This is a genomic window from Cribrihabitans pelagius, assembly GCF_048820915.1.
Classification (GTDB): domain Bacteria; phylum Pseudomonadota; class Alphaproteobacteria; order Rhodobacterales; family Rhodobacteraceae; genus Cribrihabitans_A; species Cribrihabitans_A pelagius.
Map to the genome: position 1 here is coordinate 1 of NZ_JBMERR010000011.1, position 17,251 is coordinate 17,251.

The 17,251-nt window shown below is 68.7% G+C and carries 14 protein-coding genes; 7 read left to right on the top strand and 7 right to left on the bottom strand.

The features are described from left to right. Positions 1-182, bottom strand: a 182-nt coding sequence (locus ACOHX0_RS11130; RefSeq protein ID WP_420676759.1) for a DDE-type integrase/transposase/recombinase, incomplete at its 3' end; no start/stop codon positions are given. Between the two features lie 224 nt (positions 183-406). Here ACOHX0_RS11130 and aroQ point away from each other — a divergent pair. After that, positions 407-856: a type II 3-dehydroquinate dehydratase gene (aroQ, locus tag ACOHX0_RS11135; protein WP_420676760.1), complete on the top strand. Its 450-nt coding sequence runs from the start codon at positions 407-409 to the stop codon at positions 854-856. Between the two features lie 433 nt (positions 857-1,289). Here the strand turns inward: aroQ and ACOHX0_RS11140 are convergent, their stop codons facing one another. From ACOHX0_RS11140 to ACOHX0_RS11160, 5 genes are all read right to left on the bottom strand, one after another. Next, positions 1,290-1,655 (bottom strand): hypothetical protein, encoded by a 366-nt coding sequence (locus ACOHX0_RS11140; RefSeq protein WP_420676761.1) that lies wholly within the window; start codon positions 1,653-1,655, stop codon positions 1,290-1,292. 810 nt (positions 1,656-2,465) lie between these two features. Beyond that, positions 2,466-3,623 carry a plasmid replication protein RepC gene (gene repC, locus ACOHX0_RS11145; RefSeq protein WP_420676762.1) on the bottom strand — a complete coding sequence of 386 codons (1,158 nt, stop codon included), beginning with the start codon at positions 3,621-3,623 and terminating at the stop codon, positions 2,466-2,468. Between the two features lie 231 nt (positions 3,624-3,854). Beyond that, on the bottom strand, positions 3,855-4,829 hold the full coding sequence (gene repB / locus ACOHX0_RS11150; RefSeq protein WP_420676763.1) for a plasmid partitioning protein RepB: 975 nt from the start codon (positions 4,827-4,829) through the stop codon (positions 3,855-3,857). Further along, the gene (gene repA, locus ACOHX0_RS11155; RefSeq protein ID WP_420676764.1) at positions 4,829-6,004 is read right to left on the bottom strand and encodes a plasmid partitioning protein RepA; all 1,176 of its coding nucleotides are present in this window, start codon (positions 6,002-6,004) and stop codon (positions 4,829-4,831) included. The genes repB and repA overlap by 1 nt, the downstream gene beginning before the upstream one ends. A gap of 351 nt (positions 6,005-6,355) precedes the next feature. Then, entirely contained in the window at positions 6,356-7,258 is a 903-nt protein-coding gene (locus tag ACOHX0_RS11160; RefSeq protein ID WP_420676765.1) for a LysR family transcriptional regulator, read from the bottom strand. Positions 7,259-7,337: 79 nt separating this feature from the next. Here ACOHX0_RS11160 and tcuA point away from each other — a divergent pair, with 79 nt between their 5' ends. Next, a complete protein-coding gene (gene tcuA, locus ACOHX0_RS11165; RefSeq protein ID WP_420676766.1) occupies positions 7,338-8,726 on the top strand; it encodes an FAD-dependent tricarballylate dehydrogenase TcuA in 1,389 nt (462 codons plus the stop codon). Continuing rightward, entirely contained in the window at positions 8,713-9,771 is a 1,059-nt protein-coding gene (gene tcuB, locus ACOHX0_RS11170; RefSeq protein ID WP_420676767.1) for a tricarballylate utilization 4Fe-4S protein TcuB, read from the top strand. The genes tcuA and tcuB overlap by 14 nt, the downstream gene beginning before the upstream one ends. 65 nt (positions 9,772-9,836) lie before the next feature. On the opposite strand, the gene ACOHX0_RS11175 is transcribed toward tcuB, so the two are convergent. Continuing rightward, positions 9,837-10,460 carry a TetR family transcriptional regulator gene (locus tag ACOHX0_RS11175; RefSeq protein ID WP_420676769.1) on the bottom strand — a complete coding sequence of 208 codons (624 nt, stop codon included), beginning with the start codon at positions 10,458-10,460 and terminating at the stop codon, positions 9,837-9,839. Positions 10,461-10,584: 124 nt separating this feature from the next. Between ACOHX0_RS11175 and ACOHX0_RS11180 the strand changes: the two genes are divergently transcribed. The 4 genes from ACOHX0_RS11180 (at position 10,585) to ACOHX0_RS11195 (ending at position 17,245) form a co-directional block, all read left to right on the top strand. Then, positions 10,585-12,369 (top strand): acyclic terpene utilization AtuA family protein, encoded by a 1,785-nt coding sequence (locus tag ACOHX0_RS11180; RefSeq protein WP_420676770.1) that lies wholly within the window; start codon positions 10,585-10,587, stop codon positions 12,367-12,369. Next, positions 12,369-13,988 (top strand): acyl-CoA carboxylase subunit beta, encoded by a 1,620-nt coding sequence (locus tag ACOHX0_RS11185; protein ID WP_420676772.1) that lies wholly within the window; start codon positions 12,369-12,371, stop codon positions 13,986-13,988. The genes ACOHX0_RS11180 and ACOHX0_RS11185 overlap by 1 nt, the downstream gene beginning before the upstream one ends. Before the next feature lie 63 nt (positions 13,989-14,051). Further along, positions 14,052-16,028, top strand: coding sequence for an acetyl-CoA carboxylase biotin carboxylase subunit (locus ACOHX0_RS11190; protein WP_420676773.1), 1,977 nt, complete (start codon positions 14,052-14,054; stop codon positions 16,026-16,028). Positions 16,029-16,072: 44 nt separating this feature from the next. Beyond that, positions 16,073-17,245, top strand: a complete 1,173-nt coding sequence (locus ACOHX0_RS11195; protein WP_420676774.1) for an isovaleryl-CoA dehydrogenase — start codon at positions 16,073-16,075, stop codon at positions 17,243-17,245. The last annotated feature ends 6 nt before the right edge of the window (positions 17,246-17,251 follow it).

Consider the following 17,251-nt stretch of genomic DNA (forward strand, 5'->3'; position numbering starts at 1 on the left):
GCATCCCGCCGCGCCGTCAGGCGGAAATCGATCAGCTGGCCGAACGGGTCCACGGCCCTCCAAAGGCAACGCCAGCGCCCGCCCGCGCGAACGCAGGTCTCATCGACACGCCATTGCAGCCCGCGCCAGGCGCGGTGCCGGGCTTGGGCCCGCTTCCGGATTCCGGGACCAAACTTTCGCACCCGGCGGTGAACGGCCGAGGCATCAACAGCCGCGCCCGCTCAGCACGCGTATCTCGCACGTCCCGGCACGAAAGCGGCTAGCGGCAGGACCAGCGCACCGCCAGCAGGATGATCTGGCGCGGGAACCGGTGCCGCTTGGACGGATTGCGCCGGGACATCGCTCACTCCTCAGCTTGGGGCAGCGATGTTTCTGACATCTCGACGGTTAATGCAACGGACCCCTCATGAGCCAGCCTGTCGTCTATGTGCTGAACGGCCCCAATCTCAATCTGTTGGGCACGCGCCAGCCGGAAATCCACGGGCGCGAGACGCTGGAGGACGTGAAGCGCCTCTGCACCGGGACCGGTCTGAAAGCCGGGCTGGACATCCGCTTTCACCAAAGCAACCACGAAGGCGCGCTGGTCGATCTCATCCACGAAGCCCGCACCGAAGCCGCCGGGATCCTGATCAACCCGGCCGCCTGCACGCACATTTCCGTTGCCATCCGGGATGCGCTGGCGGCATGCGATTTTACCATCATGGAAGTGCACATCTCCAATGTTCACGGGCGGGAGGCCTTCCGGCACCACTCCTGCGTCTCCGGCGTGGCCACTGGGGTCATCGCCGGACTTGGCGTGGAAGGCTACGCAGCCGCGATCCGGGCCATCGCCCTGCAAACCGCATCAAAGGTCTGAACGGCTGCAACAACGGTCCCGGCACCGGCCCGGGGCCGCCGCAGCAACCGCCTTGGGCCAAGCCCCCAGGGAAGCCCTGCTCCTTCAAGCGGCCGCTTTGAAGAGAGCGCCGCACCCGCGTTCCGGTTCCGGAAGGGTCCTTCGCGGATGGTGGCGCGGAATGTCCCGATCCCGGCCAATGCCGCACCCGCCCGCCTGAGTTGCAATCCGCTCAGATCCAGCAATTCCGGCGCGGCTTGTCCGTTCCGCCCCCCCCTGCCCCGCCGCACGCGGCTCCGTGCCGCCGCGGACGCCCGGTTTCCGGCGTCTGTGCCGGTGCCGCCTGCCGCCCGCTCCCACCAGCCTGATAGAGAGCCAGTGCTTGCCTCAGGCACCTCCCGCGCCCGCGGCGGTCCTCAGTCATCCCGGCTCCCGGAAGTGCTGTTGACGCCGCTCAATCCGGAAGCTCGTCTTTATCCGGGCCGGGCTGGAACGGCAGCCGTTCCGGGGCGGCGTCACGCAGCGCCGGCTGCGGCGGCTCGCACAGCCGCGCCGTCAAATGGCCGGCGGCCCAGGTGGACGGCGCCAGCCCGGCGCGGGCCGCTTCCTCCGCCAGCCTGTCCCGCACCTCCGGCGCGAGGCGGACGGTGACCTTGCCCGCGCGGCGGGCCCGCGGGAACGGGCGCGAAGGCTCTGCCGGGCTCTCCTCCCCTGCGAGAACGGTATCTATCAGCTGCCCCAGAAATGCCGAAACGGTCTGCCCCTTGGCCGCCGCCGCAGCGGCCAGCCGGGCATGGCGCTCGGGCGGCAGATAAGTCATCGCGGCTTTCTTGCGGGTCGGCATATTTATCCAGAAGTAATGTACTTGCTGGCGCTGAGCCTATCCTGCGCCAGGCTGTTTGGGAAGCGGCTCTGTGGTTCCGGAGCACAGTTTGCGCCGCCCCCCGCCTGCGTGGGCAGGAAGCGCCCGGGCAGCGGCAGTTTCTGCAGGCGGCAGAAGCGCCGGAAGGCCGGAACAGATGAGCGATCACCCCCCTGCCCGGGCTGAGCCCCCGATTGGTTGCACTGGCGGTCCCCATCAATTGCCGCAGATGAACACGCGGCCCGCAGCAGAGAGCAGGCAGGCTGTGTGACGCCGGGTGTCCCGCGCGTTTGCCCCTTCGGAGGCCCAGGCCGTTGCCCCGGCGCCGGACGAACCTGTCGCGAGCACCAGGCAGGACCCGCTGCAATGCGCGCCTTGAGGCCAAGCCGGATAGGCTCGCCCGGCTTCTGCAGGCCGCCTTCATCACGAGAACTTCGGCACCTGCGCCTTTCTTCGCAGCGCCGGTGCCAGGGTTGCGCCGTACGGTCCTTGCCCGGAGACTGCGATGGTGACGGAAACCCGCGTGCAGACCGCGGCAATGGCTGAACCTGGGCGGCAGCTGTGCGGCCCATTGCGCAAGCTGGCGGCTTCACGGCCGGGCCATTTCGGCCAGCCCAGGCTTTGGGGGAATTGTCAGCTGACAATCGCGCCGCACCGGCCCCGGGGTGGAGGCTTCCGGTTCCGGGATTCCGCCCTTCCGGCAGGCCTAGGGAAGCGGATGGAAACACTGGCTGGGATGGATGATTGTCAGCTGACAATTATCCATTGTCAGACCGCCTGAGCGCCCTCCAGCCTGGCCCCCTGCCCTTTCACCAGCGCGCTCAGCATGGGTGTTATCGAGAACTGGCCGGCCCGGGCTTTCTGCGCCAGCCGCCGCAGGTAAGCGCCGGGACTGCGGATCGTGTCCATGCGTTCGAGGATGCACAGCACCGCCGCCGCGGCCGCCTGCCGCCCCATGGCCGCCCGTGCATCGCTCAGCACCGGCAAGTCGATGCCCATCATCGGCGAGACCTTCTCGGCCACCCTGTCGGCGTCCTGCCAGCTTTGCACCGGCTCCGGGAAGAAGGACCGGAACTCCTGGCAGGCCTTCAGAACCCGGGCCAGATTACCGGTTGGCTTCTCCGGTCTGCCGCTGGCGCCGCCACCGGCTGCCGCCGCGGCCGCGGGCGTGCGGACGGAGGGTTTCTCTGCAGCGTCCCGCACAACAGCAGCTGTTTCCGGTGACGCGCATTCAGAGTCAGAATCAGGTTTATTTGAATCCTGTATGTGCCGCTCATTCCGGCCGCCGCTGGCGCTCATTTCTTCTGCGGCGAAGCGCGGGGCAGGGGCGGGGTCCGCGGGTGACAGCCCGGCGAGCTCCGCCTTCAGCCTGCGGGCGGCGCCGGTCAGCGCGTCTTCGCAGGGCTTGCGGCGCAGGAGCAGGCGGGTGGCCTCGAGCAGGTCCTGAAGCTCATCTGCGTCCGCGGGCGCGCACGCGGACAGTTGCTGGCAGGCGAGGGCCACCTCGTCGCGCAGCAGTGCCAGACGCGCCTGGCGTGCCTTGGCGGCCTCGGCGGTGTCAAAAACCTGCGCCGCGTGGCAGGCGAGGGGGGCGAGGTCGAAGCCGAAAGCGAGCTGGCTGCCATCCCCGGCACGGCGGGCATAGCGCTTGCGGTTGGGGCTGTTCCTGCGGCTGACAATCCCGACCCGCGCTAGCTGCGCCAGATGGCGGCGCAGGGTGCTTTCGGGCATCCCGTTCAGCCGCTCCGACAGCTTGCGGTTGGAGGGGAACACAATGGCGCTGCCCGGCTGCGCGGCAATCCCGCGCGCGGGCAGGAAGGTCATCAGCGCCTTCAGCACGGCCAAGGTGCGGTGGTTCAACTCAAAGTCCGGCGCGGCATGAGTCAGCGCGTCCAGCAGGGCCCACTTGTCGTGGGTCTCTGCCATCCGGCCGCACTGATCCATCCGCCCAAACTGCATTTGGGACGCCTGTTCCATGCTAATGTCACGGCAGACAAAGAATTACCCGCCCCATGCGGCGCATGGAGTTGACAGGTGCATTCGGGAGAGGCTATTCCAAAGGTGCTAAATCTGAGAACGGCCTTCTGGGATGTATGTCCTGGGGGGCTTTTCTTTTATCTGCTGCCCGTGCCTCCTGTCTGTTGCGGTTTCCTGCCTTCAGTCTTCCGGCTGCCCGGGCTGGTCTTGCTGCCAGCGGCCGTGAAGCTCTCTCAAAATCTCTTCGGCATGGGCGTCGAACCAGGCGTCGAAGCCTGCCGTGCCCTTGGCCGGAATGGTCAGCGTGATGCCCCGTGCGGTGCTCTTGATGCCCGCGATGGCGGCGCCGTTTGTGCCCTGCAGCGGGCGCGCCGCGGATGGGGCAGGGGCGGGCTTCGGCTCGGCGGGCGTGTTCAGCGCGCGTTTCAGCACCGCCTCGAAGCGGCCATCGGAATCATGCTCCAGAAATCCGGGCGTGCGCATGTAGTTCACCGCCCGGGCGCGGGCGGCCTGATCCTGCAGCGCCTCGGCCAGCTTGATCCAGCGTTCGCGCCCGATGCCGGGGGCGGAGCCGATTTGGCGCAGGAAATCCAGCTCGAAGGCGTTGCCCACCTTCAGCATCCGCGACACCATCGGCAGATCCATCGACAGCGCGGCGGCAATTGTCTGCCGGTCGTAGCCGTCGTGCTGCAGCTGCGCCGCGAAGGAGGCCTTCTCGATGAAGGTCAGGTCCTGGCGCGAGGTGTTTTCCTGCCCCTGCGCCATCACCAGCGCGTGGTCGTCGAGCTGGCGCACCATCGCCTTCACCGGCAGGCCGAGCTCGCGCAGGGCCTTGAGGCGGCGGCGGCCGTAGACGATTTCATAACGCCCCGGCGCCTTGGGGTGCGGCCGCAGAAGCACCGGCACCTGCTGGCCGTAGGTCCGCAGGCTCTCCATCAGCTGGTTCTGCGCGAGACTGTCGATGCCGAGCCGGTCCTCGTAGCCCGCATCGTCGATCAGCGCGGTGTCGATTTCCTGCACAGCACTTTCCTGCAAGCGGCTGAGCGAGGATTGCAGCGCCCCGACCGCCCCGCGCGGCATCATCTTGGGCTTTGGCCCCGGGGCTGCCGCCGCGGGCTTGCTGAGTGCTGTGCTGAGGATGCCTTTGCGTGCCATCAACGCCTCCACGCCTGTTGAAGAAGCGACTCTATTTCGTCGTTCACCTGATTGAGTGAATCGACCGCGCGGTCATAGGTTGACCTGTGAAACTGGGATCTTTCGACCTCGTAGACCGTCTGCTGGGTGAGCCCGGCGTCGGAAATCGCGGTGGATTTCAGCATCGAGCCCACCATCACCTCCTCGCCGAAGAGCTGGCGCAGGAAGGCCACCACCTGCTGCTGCGGGCCGTCGTTGGGCTCGTAGCGGTTGATCAGGAAGCGCAGGAAATCGAACTCCAGCGAGGCGCCCGCGTTGGACACCACGTCCAGAAGCTCGGCGCTCATCTGCAAAAACTGTGACATCGAGGCGATGTCGAGCATGTTCGGCACCACGGTGATGATCACGCCCGTCGAGGCGCAGAGCGCCGACATGGTCAGATAGCCAAGCTGCGGCGGGCAGTCGAAGATGATGACGTCGTAATCGGCCTCCACCTCCTGCAGCGCCGCGGCCATGCGGGCAAAGAAGGCGGGCTGCACGTTGTTGATCAGCGCCTGCGGGGTCTCGTGCTCGAACTCCTGCAGGATCAGCCCGCCGGGCGCGAGGTCGAGATTGGCGAAATAGGTCGCTTGGATGATCTGCCGCAGGGGCAGGGGGTCTTCGTAGCGGATCGCGTCGTAGATCGTGCCGGTTTCGAGGAAATCCACCTCCGGCCGGTAGCCGAAGAGGGTGGTGAGCGAGGCCTGCGGGTCGATGTCCACCGTCAGCACCCGGTAGCCCTTGAGCGCCAGCCGCTGGGCGGTGTGGATCGACGAGGTGGTCTTGCCCGAGCCGCCCTTGAAGTTCAGGAAGGACAGCACCTGCACCTTGTCGCCCTCGCGGCGGCCGCGCAGGTAGGTGCCGGGCGTCTTGGCCGCGGCATCGAGGATCTTGCGCATCTCCAGAAGATCGGCGGCGGAATAGTGGCGGCGGCCGCCGGGGGTGGTGTGCACCTCGGGCAGCTTGCCGTCGAAATGCAGCTTGCGCAGGAAACTGGCGGAAATCCCCAGCATCTCCGCCGCCTCACCGGCGCTGAACAGGCGCAGTTCCTTCCTTGCATCCGGTGCGAAACTCTGCAGCATGTGGCTTTCGAGCGCCGCGCTGAGGTTTTCCGCATTCTCGCGAATCCGCTGGTTGATGTGGAGTGATCCTGCCACCTGCTGCCCTCTCGATAGTAACGCTGTTTTGCGTCAGCGCCTTATTTATCGTTTCTTTAAGCAAGAAGCGCCGCTCATTGCAACAGATTCCTTGTTTTCAATGCCCTGCGGGAAACCTCCAGATCTGGGGGGCGGGCAGGGGGATAGCCACTAGAAGCGGCTTAAGATGCTGGCATGGAACGGTTTTACTGCGCCGGACCCGGCGGGCGCGCGGCTTGGGGCGCGCGGCATGGGTCCGGGGCTTCATGCGGAATCATCTGCGCCGCGGTGCCTGCGGCTGCCCGGCCAGGGGCGGCAATCCGGGCCTTTCCGAGTCAGGCGGCGCCCAGCCGGGGCGCCGGACGCCGGGGCTCAGGCCGCGTTGCGGATTTCCGCTTTCAGGGCCTCAGCCGCCGCGGTTGCCGACTGGCCCGCGCGGGTCAGCAGGCCGACGGGGCGGGCGATGTCCAGACCCTCCAGCGTGCTGGCCGTCACGGCGCCGGCCATTGGCGAGCTCAGCACCGCCTCGGGCAGGAGCGCCGCGCCTGCGCCTTGGATGACCAGCTCCAGCGCCGTCGCGCTGCGGCCGGTTTCCATTGTCCAGATCAGCGGGATGCGCGCGCGGGCGAGGGATTCGTCGATCAGCACCCGGTTGCCGGTGCCGCGGGCGGGCAGAATCAGCGGCGTCTCTGCAAGCTCCGCCGGGGTGAGGCCCGCCCGGCCTGCCAGCGGATGCCCCTTGGGCAGGGCCGCCATGATGCGGTCGTCGAACAGCGGTTCGAACCCGGTGCCGGGTTCCAGCGCCGGCAGCGGGCACAGGCCGAAATCGGCTTCGCCCCCCGCCACGGCCTCGGCCACGCCGTTGGTTGACTCGTCCAGCAGGCGCAGCCGCGCGCTGTGCCCGGCGGCGCGGAACCGGGTGATGGCGGGGATCACCAGCCGCGACAGCAGCGTGGGGACCACGGCGATTGTCACGATCGCGCCGCGCTGGTGAGCAAAGGCCACGCTTTCGTCCCGCATGGCGCGGGTGGTTTCGCGGGCATCCTCCAGGATCGCCTCGGCCCGCGCTTGCAGGCGCTTGGCGGCAAGCGTCGGCTTCACCGCCCGCGTCGTGCGCTCGAACAGCCGGGTGTCCAGCGCCTGCTCCAGCTTCGCCACCCGCCGGGTGACCGCCGGCTGCGACAGGTTCAGCACCGCCGCCGCGGCATGGAAGCTGCCGGTTTCCTTGACCGCGAGGAAGGCTTCGAGATCGCCGAAATCGTAATTGATGCGCATCGCGCAATAATCGCGAAAAAACTGGTATTGGTCAAATTAAATGCGGCTGGCTACGACGGTCCCAGCCAAGAGGACCGCCATGACCGAACCCTATGATATCGCCGTGATCGGAGGCGGCAACGCCGCGCTTTGTGCCGCGATGACTGCCGCCGAAGCCGGCGCCCGCGTCGTCATTCTGGAAACCGCCCCCAAGGCCTACCGCGGCGGCAATTCGCGCCACACCCGCAACTTCCGCTGCATGCACAGCGGCCCGCTGGGGCCGCTGGCCGAAGACTACGGCGAGGAGGAGTATTTTGCCGACCTGATGAAGGTCACCGGCGGCAAGACCGACGCGCATCTGGCGCGTCTGGCCATCCGCACCAGCGAGGAATGCCTGCCCTGGATGCAGGAGCGCGGGGTGCGGTTTCAGCCTTCGCTCTCCGGCACGCTGTCGCTGGCGCGCACCAACGCGTTCTTCATGGGCGGCGGCAAGAGTCTGGTGAACGCCTATTACCGCACCGCAGAGAAGCTGGGGGCCGATGTGCTCTACGAGGCGGCGGTCACCCATCTGGAGCTGGAGGGGGACCGGATCACCCGGGTCGACTACACCCGCGGGGGCGTGCGGCACTCGATGCGCCCGAAGAGCGTTGTCGTGGCTTCGGGCGGGTTTCAGGCGGATATCGGCTGGCTGACCCGCGCCTGGGGGCCGGCCGCGCGCAACTTCCTGATCCGCGGCACGCCCTACAACCGCGGCGTGGTGCTGGCGGACCTGCTGGCGCAGGGCGTCGAGAGCATCGGCGACGCCGATCAGTGCCACGCGGTGGCCATCGACGGGCGCGCGCCGGAATACGACGGCGGCATCGTCACCCGGCTGGACTGCGTGCCGTTCTCCATCGTGGTGAACAAACACGGCGAGCGCTTCTATGACGAGGGCGAGGACGTCTGGCCCAAGCGCTACGCGATCTGGGGCCGGCTGGTGGCGGCGCAGCCGGATCAGGTGGGCTATGTCATCATCGACGCGAAGTCGCTGGACCTGTTCATGCCCTCGGTTTTCCCGCCGCTGAAAGCTGACACGCTGGAAGAGCTGGCCGGCATGATGGGCCTGCCGGCGGAAAAGCTTTGCGCGACCGCCGGCGCCTTCAACGCCGCCTGCGGCGATACCTCGGCTTTCCACCCGGGCGGGCTGGACGGCGTTGCCACCACTGGCCTCACGCCGCCGAAGACCAACTGGGCCAGGCCGATCACCGAACCGCCGTTTTATGGCTATTCGCTGCGCACCGGGGTGACCTTCACCTACCTCGGGCTCAAGGCCGGCGAGACCGCCCAGTGCCGCACCGCCGACGGGCCGGTCCGCAACCTGTGGGCCGCAGGGGAAACCATGGCGGGCTCGATCCTCGGGCAGGGCTATCTCGCCGGTTTCGGCATGACCATTGGAACCGTCTTTGGACGCATCGCAGGACGGGAGGCCGCAGCCCATGCAAACCTTTGATCTTATTCAGGAAGCCCGCCGCCAGGCCGAAATCTGCAACGCCTGCCGCTATTGCGAGGGCTATTGTTCGGTGTTCCCGGCGATGCACGCGGGCCGCGCCTTCTCGGATGGGGATATCACCCAGCTCGCCAATCTTTGCCACAACTGCCGCGGCTGCTACTACGCCTGCCAGTACACCGCCCCCCATGCGTTCGAGCTGAACCTGCCCAGGGCGCTGGCCGGGGTCCGCCGCGGCAGCTGGGAAGCCTATGCCTGGCCGCAGCCGCTGGCGCGCCGTTTCCACACCCATGGCGGCGCCATCGCGCTGGCCCTGGCGCTGGGGTTTGCGGTGATCTTCTGGGCGCTGCGGGCGCTTGGCGGCAATGGCGAGGGGTTCTACGGCGCCTTGCCGCACAACGCGATGGCGGCGATCTTCCTGCCCGCCTTCGTGCTGCCGCTGGGGAGCCTCGGTGTGGGCATGGTGCGCTACTGGCGCGCGGTGGACGGGGAACGCATCCGGCCTAGGCACCTGAAGCAGGCTTTCGGCAAAGCCGCCAGGATGAAGGACCTTGCCGCGGGGCATGGCGAGGGCTGCAACTTCGAGGATGAGGACCGCTTCAGCCAGGCCCGCCGCCATGCGCATCAGGCGGTGATGTACGGGTTCCTCATGTGCTTTGCCGCTACCGCCGCCGGAACGCTGCTGCACTATGGCTTCGGCATGCCCGCGCCTTATCCGCTGTGGTCGCTGCCGAAGCTTTTGGGCGTGCCGGGCGGCATCCTGCTGACCGCGGGCTGCGGCTGGATGGCGGTGCTGAAACTCCGCTCCGACCGGACGCTGGATGACGAGCCCGCCTTTGGCGGCTCCATCGCCTTCATCCTGCTCCTGGGCTTCGTGGCGCTGTCCGGGCTGGTGCTCTATGCGCTTGGCACCTCGCCCCTGATGCCCGGGCTGCTGGCGGTTCACCTCGGCGCCGTGCTGACCTTCTTCCTGCTCACGCCGTTCACCAAGATGGCGCATGGTTTCTACCGGCTGCTGGCGCTGATCCGGGATGCGCAGAGACGGTAGGGCAGGGGGCAGGCGCTTGCCCTGCGCGGATGCCTCCGGCGCGCTGGTCCGCTGCCGGGCCGGGATCAGCGCGGTTGCAACTGCGCGTCGATCAGATCGGCAAAGCGCATCAGCATGCGGTGCAGATACTCGGGCGAGCTGACGAACTGCTCGTGGATGATCAGCCCGCGCACGAAGGAACGGGCGATGCTCCAAAGCACCTCGGCATCGTCGGATGCCTGCCCTGCACCCGCGTAAAGCCCGGTAATCGAGGCGAGGCTGGCGCGGTCCCACGCGCGCAGCTGCGGCGCCAGACGCCGGTTCAGCGCGGCATCGGTGCGGCAGGCGATGAGGATCTCCAGCATCGCGCGTCCGCCCGCGGTGTTCACCACCCGGTCCCAGATCTCCTGCATCAGCGCGCGGGCGGGTATCGGCCGGACCGCGGCCTTGCGCGCCTCGATCGGGCGCAGCGACTGGCCGAGCAGCCGCGCCGCGGCTGCCGCGATGATGTCGTGCCGGTCGGTGAAATGATACATCAGCGCCCCGCGCGACACCGCCGCCTCGGCCTGGATCCGCGCCAGCGTGGTTTCGGCGTAGCCATGCGCGTCAAGGCAGCGCACCGCGGCCTCGCAGATGCGGACCCGCATCGCGGCCGAGCGCTGCGCGTGTCTGGTGGGTTCGGCTTGCGAAGGCGATTTCGGATCGGTCATGCTGGGCTGGGAGCTTTGGGACGCGGCGTCACGCAAGAGTGGCAATTGACCGGGCCTGCTTCAACACGAAAAATACCGACCAAACGGTTTTTATTTCTGAAGCACCGGAGAAGGGGAGCACGGCATGACGCGGAACACCCTGCGGATCGGCGGCGCCTGCGGTTTCTGGGGCGAGGCGCCGGATGCCACCGCGCAGCTTCTGACCGGCCCGGCACTGGATGTGCTGGTCTACGATTACCTGGCCGAAATCACGCTCTCGATTATGGCGCGGGCGCGGGCCCGGGATCCGGCGATGGGCTATGCGGCGGATTTCGTCCGCGGCGCGATGGCGCCGAACCTGGCCGCAATCGCCCGGCGCGGTGTCCGGGTGCTCAGCAATGCGGGCGGGATGAATCCGCGGGCCTGCGCCGAAGCCCTGAGGGCTGAGATCGCGGCGCAGGGCCTCTCCCTGAAGGTCGCGGTGGTGGAGGGCGATGACCTGCGCGGCCGGATCGAAACGGTGGCAGAGGCGCCGGAGATGTTCACCGGCGCCGCCTTTCCCGAACGGGACAAGGTGCTGTCGGTCAACGCCTACCTGGGCGCCGGGCCGGTTGCGGCGGCCTTGCAGGCGGGCGCGGATATCGTGATCACCGGCCGCTGCGCCGACAGCGCGCTGACGCTTGCGGCCTGCATGCACGCCTTCGGCTGGCAGGCGGAGGAGTTTGACCTGATGGCCGCCGGATCGCTCGCCGGGCACCTGCTGGAATGCGGGCCGCAGGCCACCGGCGGCAACTTCACCGATTGGGAGACGGTGCCGGGCCTGGCCGTGATCGGCTATCCGATTGCCGAAATGCGCCCTGACGGTGTCTTCACCCTGGAAAAACTCGAGGGCACCGGCGGGCTGGTCACGCGGGAAACCGTGGGCGAGCAGCTGCTTTACGAGATCGGCGATCCGCAGGCCTATCTGCTGCCCGACGTGATCTGCGATTTCTCCGGTGTGAGCCTGCGCGAAGCGGGACCGGGCCGGGTGGAGGTCTCCGGCGCCAGGGGCCGGGCGCCGAGCGGCAGACTCAAGGTCTCCGCCACCTGGCAGGACGGCTACCGCGCAGGGCAGGTGCTGTACTTCAACGGCCGGGGCGCGCGCGCCAAGGGCGAGGCTTACGCGCAGGCAGTGCTCGAACGGGTGGGGGCAAAGCTTGCAGCGATGAACGCCCCGGGCTTTGACAAGGTGAGCATCGAATGCTTCGGCGGCCGCCCGGGGCAGGGGGCTTACGAGGAGGTGGCCGTCACCGCCGCCGTCCGGCATCAGGACGCCCGCGCGGTGGGGCTGTTCCTGAAGGAGCTGACCGGCGCCGCGCTGGCGGCCCCGCCGGGGCTGCATTTTTTCACCGGGGCAGGGCGCCCCAAGCCTTCGCCGGTGGTGGCGCTGTTTTCCTGCCTGGCGGAGGCGGACCTGGCCGAAGTCACGGTGACGCTCGATGGCGCGCCGGTGGCTTATGAGCCGGAATGCGTGGCAGGCCCGGACATCCGCCCCCCGGCGCCGGTGCCGCCCGATGTTGCAAGCGCCGGGCACACCATGGTCACGGTCCCGCTGGAGGATCTCGCGGTTGCGCGTTCGGGGGACAAGGGCGATGCCGCCAATATCGGCGTGATGGCCCGCCTGCCCGCGTACCTGCCCTGGATCTGGGCCGCGCTGACGCCCGAGGCGGTGGCGGCGCAGTTCGAGGGGCTGGCCGAAGGGCCGGTGGAGCGCTTCTATCTGCCGGGAATCGCCGCGATGAACCTGCTGATGCACAACGCCCTGGGCGGCGGCGGCATCGCCAGCCTGCGCAACGACAGCCAGGGCAAGGGCTTTGCCCAGCGGCTGCTGGCCCTGCCGGTGGCCATTCCGGCCGGTCTTGTTTCCAACACCAAACGGAGGGCGGGCTGATGGCCTTCGCCAGTCAAATCAACCCCGAAAGCCCCGCGTTCCGGAAGAACCGCAAGGAGATGCTCGGCAAGATCACCGAATTGCGCGCGCTGGAGGCGCGGCCGGTGGCTTTGTCCGAAAAACGCCGCGCGCGGATGCACGGCCGCGGCCAGCTCACCCCGCGCGAGCGCCTCGCGCAGCTGCTGGACCCCGGTCTGCCGTTCCTGCAGCTGCACGCGATGGCGGGCTACCTTGTGGACACGTCTGACCCTGAGACATCGGTGCCCGGCTCCTCCACGATCATCGGCATTGGCTATGTCGAGGGCGTGCGCTGCCTGGTCTGGGTCGACGACAGCGGCATCAAGGCCGGTGCCCTGGGGCCGATGACCGCCGACGTCATCCTCAGCGCGCAGGAGCTGGCGCTGCGGCAGAAGCTGCCGGTGATCCACCTGGTCGAAAGCGCGGGCGCCAACCTGATGGACTACAAGGTGGAGCAATGGGCCTATGGCGGCCGGGTGTTCCGCAACCTCGCCAGGCTGAGTGCTGCGGGCCTGCCCACCATCGCGGTGCTGCACGGGCCCTCGACCGCGGGCGGCGCCTATATGCCGGGCATGTCCGACTATGTGATCGGGGTGAAGAAAAATGGGCTGGCGGCGCTGGCGGGCGCTGCACTGGTGGCCGCGGCCACCGGCGAGCAGGCCGACGAGCGCGAATTGGGCGGCGCGGAGATGCACGCGGGCGTTTCCGGCCTGGTGGAATACCTCGCCGGGGACGACGCCCACGCGATCCATCTGGCGCGCGGCGTGGTGCGCGATCTGGGCTGGAACGGCAGCCTGCCGCCGGACACCCGCGCGGGCTTCGGCGAACCGCTCCTGCCGCCCGAGGATCTCGCCGGGGTGGTGCCGCTCGACTACCGCACGCCTTATGACGTGCACGAGGTCGCCGCCCGCATCGTGGACGGCTCGCGGCTCAGCGATTTCAAGCCGGGCTACGGGCCTGCAACCGTCTGCATGAAGGCGCATCTGCACGGCATGCCGGTGGGGCTGATCGGCAACAACGGCCCGATCGACCCGGCCGGGGCCAGCAAGGCCGCGCAGTTCATCCAGCTCTGCGGGCAGGCGGGCACGCCGCTGATTTTCCTCAGCAATACCACCGGTTTCATGGTCGGGACGGAGTATGAGCAGTCCGGCATGATCAAGCACGGCTCCAAGATGATCCAGGCGGTGACCAACGTCGATGTGCCGCGCATCACGCTATATATCGGGGCCAGCTTCGGGGCCGGCAATTACGGCATGAGCGGCTTTCCCTACGAGCCCGATTTCCTGTTTGCCTGGCCCAACGCGGTCACCGGCGTGATGGGCGGCGGGCAGGCGGCGGGCACGATGGACATGGTCGCGCGCGCCGCCGCCCGGCGCCAGGGCGCAGAGGTGGACGAAGAGCGGCTGGCCAAACAAAGCGCGGCCCTGAAAGCGCATTTCGACCGCCAGCACAGCGCCGTCTACACCTCGGGACGGTGCCTTGACCACGGCATCATCGACCCGCGCGACACCCGCAAGGTTCTGGGCTTCTGCCTGGAAACCTGCCGCGAGGCGCGCGCCCGCCGCCTGAACCCCAATTCCTACGGCGTCAGCCGGTTCTGAGGAGGACGCAGCGATGAATGAACTGACGCCAAACCCGCAGCCGCCCGGGCAGGGGAGCAGGCCATGCCCCTGAGCTCGGTTCTGATTGCCAACCGCGGCGAGATCGCCTGCCGCGTCATCCGCACCGCAAAGGCGCAGGGGCTGCGCGCCATCGCGGTCTACTCCGAGGCCGATGCCGGCGCGCCGCATGTCCAGCTGGCCGACGAGGCGGTGCTGATCGGCCCCGGCCCGGCCGCCAAAAGCTACCGCTGCGCGAAGAGGGTGCTGGAGGCCGCGCGCGCCACGGGGGCGGAAGCGATCCATCCGGGCTACGGCTTCCTGTCGGAAAACGCTGCCTTCGCCCGGGCAGTGGAGGCCGCGGGGCTGGTCTTTGTCGGCCCCCCCGCCGATGCGATCGCGGCGATGGGCAACAAGGCGGAGGCCAAGCGGCTGATGATAGCGGCGGGGGTGCCCTGCGTGCCCGGCTGCGAAGGCGCGGACCAGTCCGATGCCGGGCTCGCCGACAGGGCGCGGGAGATCGGTCTGCCGGTGATGATCAAGGCCGCGGCCGGCGGCGGCGGCCGGGGCATGCGCCTGGTGGCGCGCGGCGCGCAGCTCGCCGATGCCATCGCCGAGGCCCGCGCGGAGGCGGAGACCGCCTTTGGCTCGGGCGAGCTGATCCTGGAGAAAGCCCTCACCGCCCCGCGCCATGTGGAAGTGCAGGTCTTTGCCGATGCCCATGGCAATGTGATCCACCTGGGCGAGCGCGACTGCTCGGTGCAGCGCCGCCATCAGAAGGTGGTCGAGGAGGCGCCCTGCCCGGTGATGACGCCGGAGCTGCGCGCCCGCATGGGCCAGGCGGCGGTTGATGCCGCCCGCGCGGCCGGCTACCGCGGCGCCGGAACGGTGGAATTCCTGCTCGACGCCGGCGGCGCCTTCTATTTCCTGGAGATGAACACCCGCCTGCAGGTGGAGCATCCGGTGACCGAAATGATCACCGGCCTGGACCTGGTGGCGCTGCAACTCGCGGTGGCCGGCGGCGCGCCCCTGCCGCTGCGCCAGGAGGACGTGCGCTTTGACGGCCATGCCATCGAGGTCCGGCTCTATGCCGAGGACCCGGCGCAGGATTACCTGCCGTCCACCGGCCGCATCGGGGTGTGGCAGCCCGCCGGCGGGCCGGGCGTGCGGGTCGATGCCGGGATCGCCGCGGGGCAGGAGGTGCCGCCGTTCTACGACCCCATGCTGGCCAAGATCATCGCACATGGCGGCACCCGCGAGGTGGCGCGGGCGCGGGCGCTGCGGGCGGTCCGGGAGACGGTGCTATTGGGCGTGAAGACCAACAGCGCCTTTCTCGCGGACGTTCTGGATCTGCCCGGTTTCGTTGCGGGCGCGGCGACGACGGCGCTGCTGGACCAGGCCTATCCGGAAGGCTGGGCAGAGGCCGCGCTCTCCCCGGCGGATCTGGCGCTTGCGGCGGCGGTGCTGGGCCAGCGCGACCAGCAGCGCGCCTTTGCGGCGGCCGGGTATCTGTCGCGCGGCCTGCTCGGGTGGGCCTCAGCACCGATGCCGCCTGCGGGGACCGCACTGATTCACGAGGGCCGCGAGCATGTCCTGCAGATGCGCTGCATCGGGGACGTCTGGGAGGTGAACGTTGAGGGGGACACCCTCAGGGTGGAGCTGACGGGCCGGGACGGAAACCGGGTCCGCGCGAAAGTCGGCGGGGCCACCGTCGATTGCACCGTCTGGCTGGACGGTGAGCGGGCGGAGCTGGCACTCGGCGCCCGCCGCCTGAGCTTCCAGCGCAAGCAGCCGGGCGCGCAGGAGGATGCGGGCGCAGGCGGCCGCATCACCGCGCCGATGCCCGGCCTGGTGCAGCAGGTGCTGGTGCGCGAAGGCCAGACCGTCTCCAGGGGCGGCACCCTCGCGGTGCTGGAGGCAATGAAGATGCAGCACCAGCTCACCGCGCCCTTCGACGGCACCGTCACCGGCGTGCGCGCCCGGGCGGGCCAGCAGGCCGCGGCGGGCGAGGTGCTGATCGAGATCGAGGAAACAGACGCCTGAGCGCAGCGGCGGGGCCGCGCACCGCAAAAAAAGGGGCACAACACATGCAGAACACCGGTTTCGAAGAGCTCTCCTTCGGCCTGCCCGAGGAGGTCGAGGAGATCCGCCGCACCGTCGCCCGCTGGGTGGACGCCAACCTGGCCCCGCGGGCGGAGGAGATCGACCGCACCAACACCTTCCCTGCCGATCTGTGGCCCGCGCTTGGCGAACTGGGTTTGCTCGGCATCACCGCGTCCGAAGAATACGGCGGCTCCGGCCTCGGCTATCTCGCCCATGTGGTGGCGTGCGAGGAAATCTCGCGCGGATCGGCCGCGGTGGGGCTGTCTTATGGCGCGCACTCGAACCTCTGTGTCAACCAGATCGCGCTGAACGGCTCGCAGGCGCAGAAGGCGCGGTACCTGCCGAAGCTGTGCAGCGGTGCCCATATCGGCGCGCTGGCGATGTCGGAGGCCGGGGCCGGGTCGGACGTGATGTCGATGCAGCTCCGCGCCGGGCGCCGGGGCGATGCCTACGTGCTGAACGGCACCAAGATGTGGATCACCAACGGCCCGGTGGCGGATACGCTGGTGGTCTATGCCAGGACCGGTCCCGATGCGGGCCCGCGCGGCATCACCGCTTTCATCGTCGAGAAGGGGTTCAAGGGGTTTTCCGTTTCGCCCAAGCTCGACAAGCTGGGGATGCGCGGCTCGGACACCGGCGAGCTGGTGTTCGAGGATTGCGAGGTGCCGGCGGAAAACATCCTCGGCGGGCTGAACCAGGGCGCCCGGGTGCTGATGCGGGGGCTCGACTACGAGCGCACGCTCCTCTCCAGCGGCCCGATTGGCATCATGCGCAGCGCCATCAGTATCGCGCTGGCCTATGTCCATGAGCGCGAGCAGTTCGGCCGCCCAATCGGAGAGTTCCAGCTGGTGCAGGCCAAGATCGCCGATATGTACACCAGCATGAACGCCGCGCGCTGCTACGCCTACACGGTGGCCGCCGCCGCCGACCGGGGCCGGGTGACGCGGCAGGATGCGGCGGCCTGTATCCTGTTTGCCTCCGAGGCCGCGACCAGGGTTGCGCTCGACGCGATCCAGCTGCTGGGCGGCAACGGCTACATCAACGACTTCCCGGCCGGCCGCCTGCTGCGCGATGCCAAGCTGTTCGAAATCGGCGGCGGCACTTCGGAGATCCGCCGCATGCTGATCGGCCGCGAGCTGTTCGCCGCAACCGCCTGACGCGGC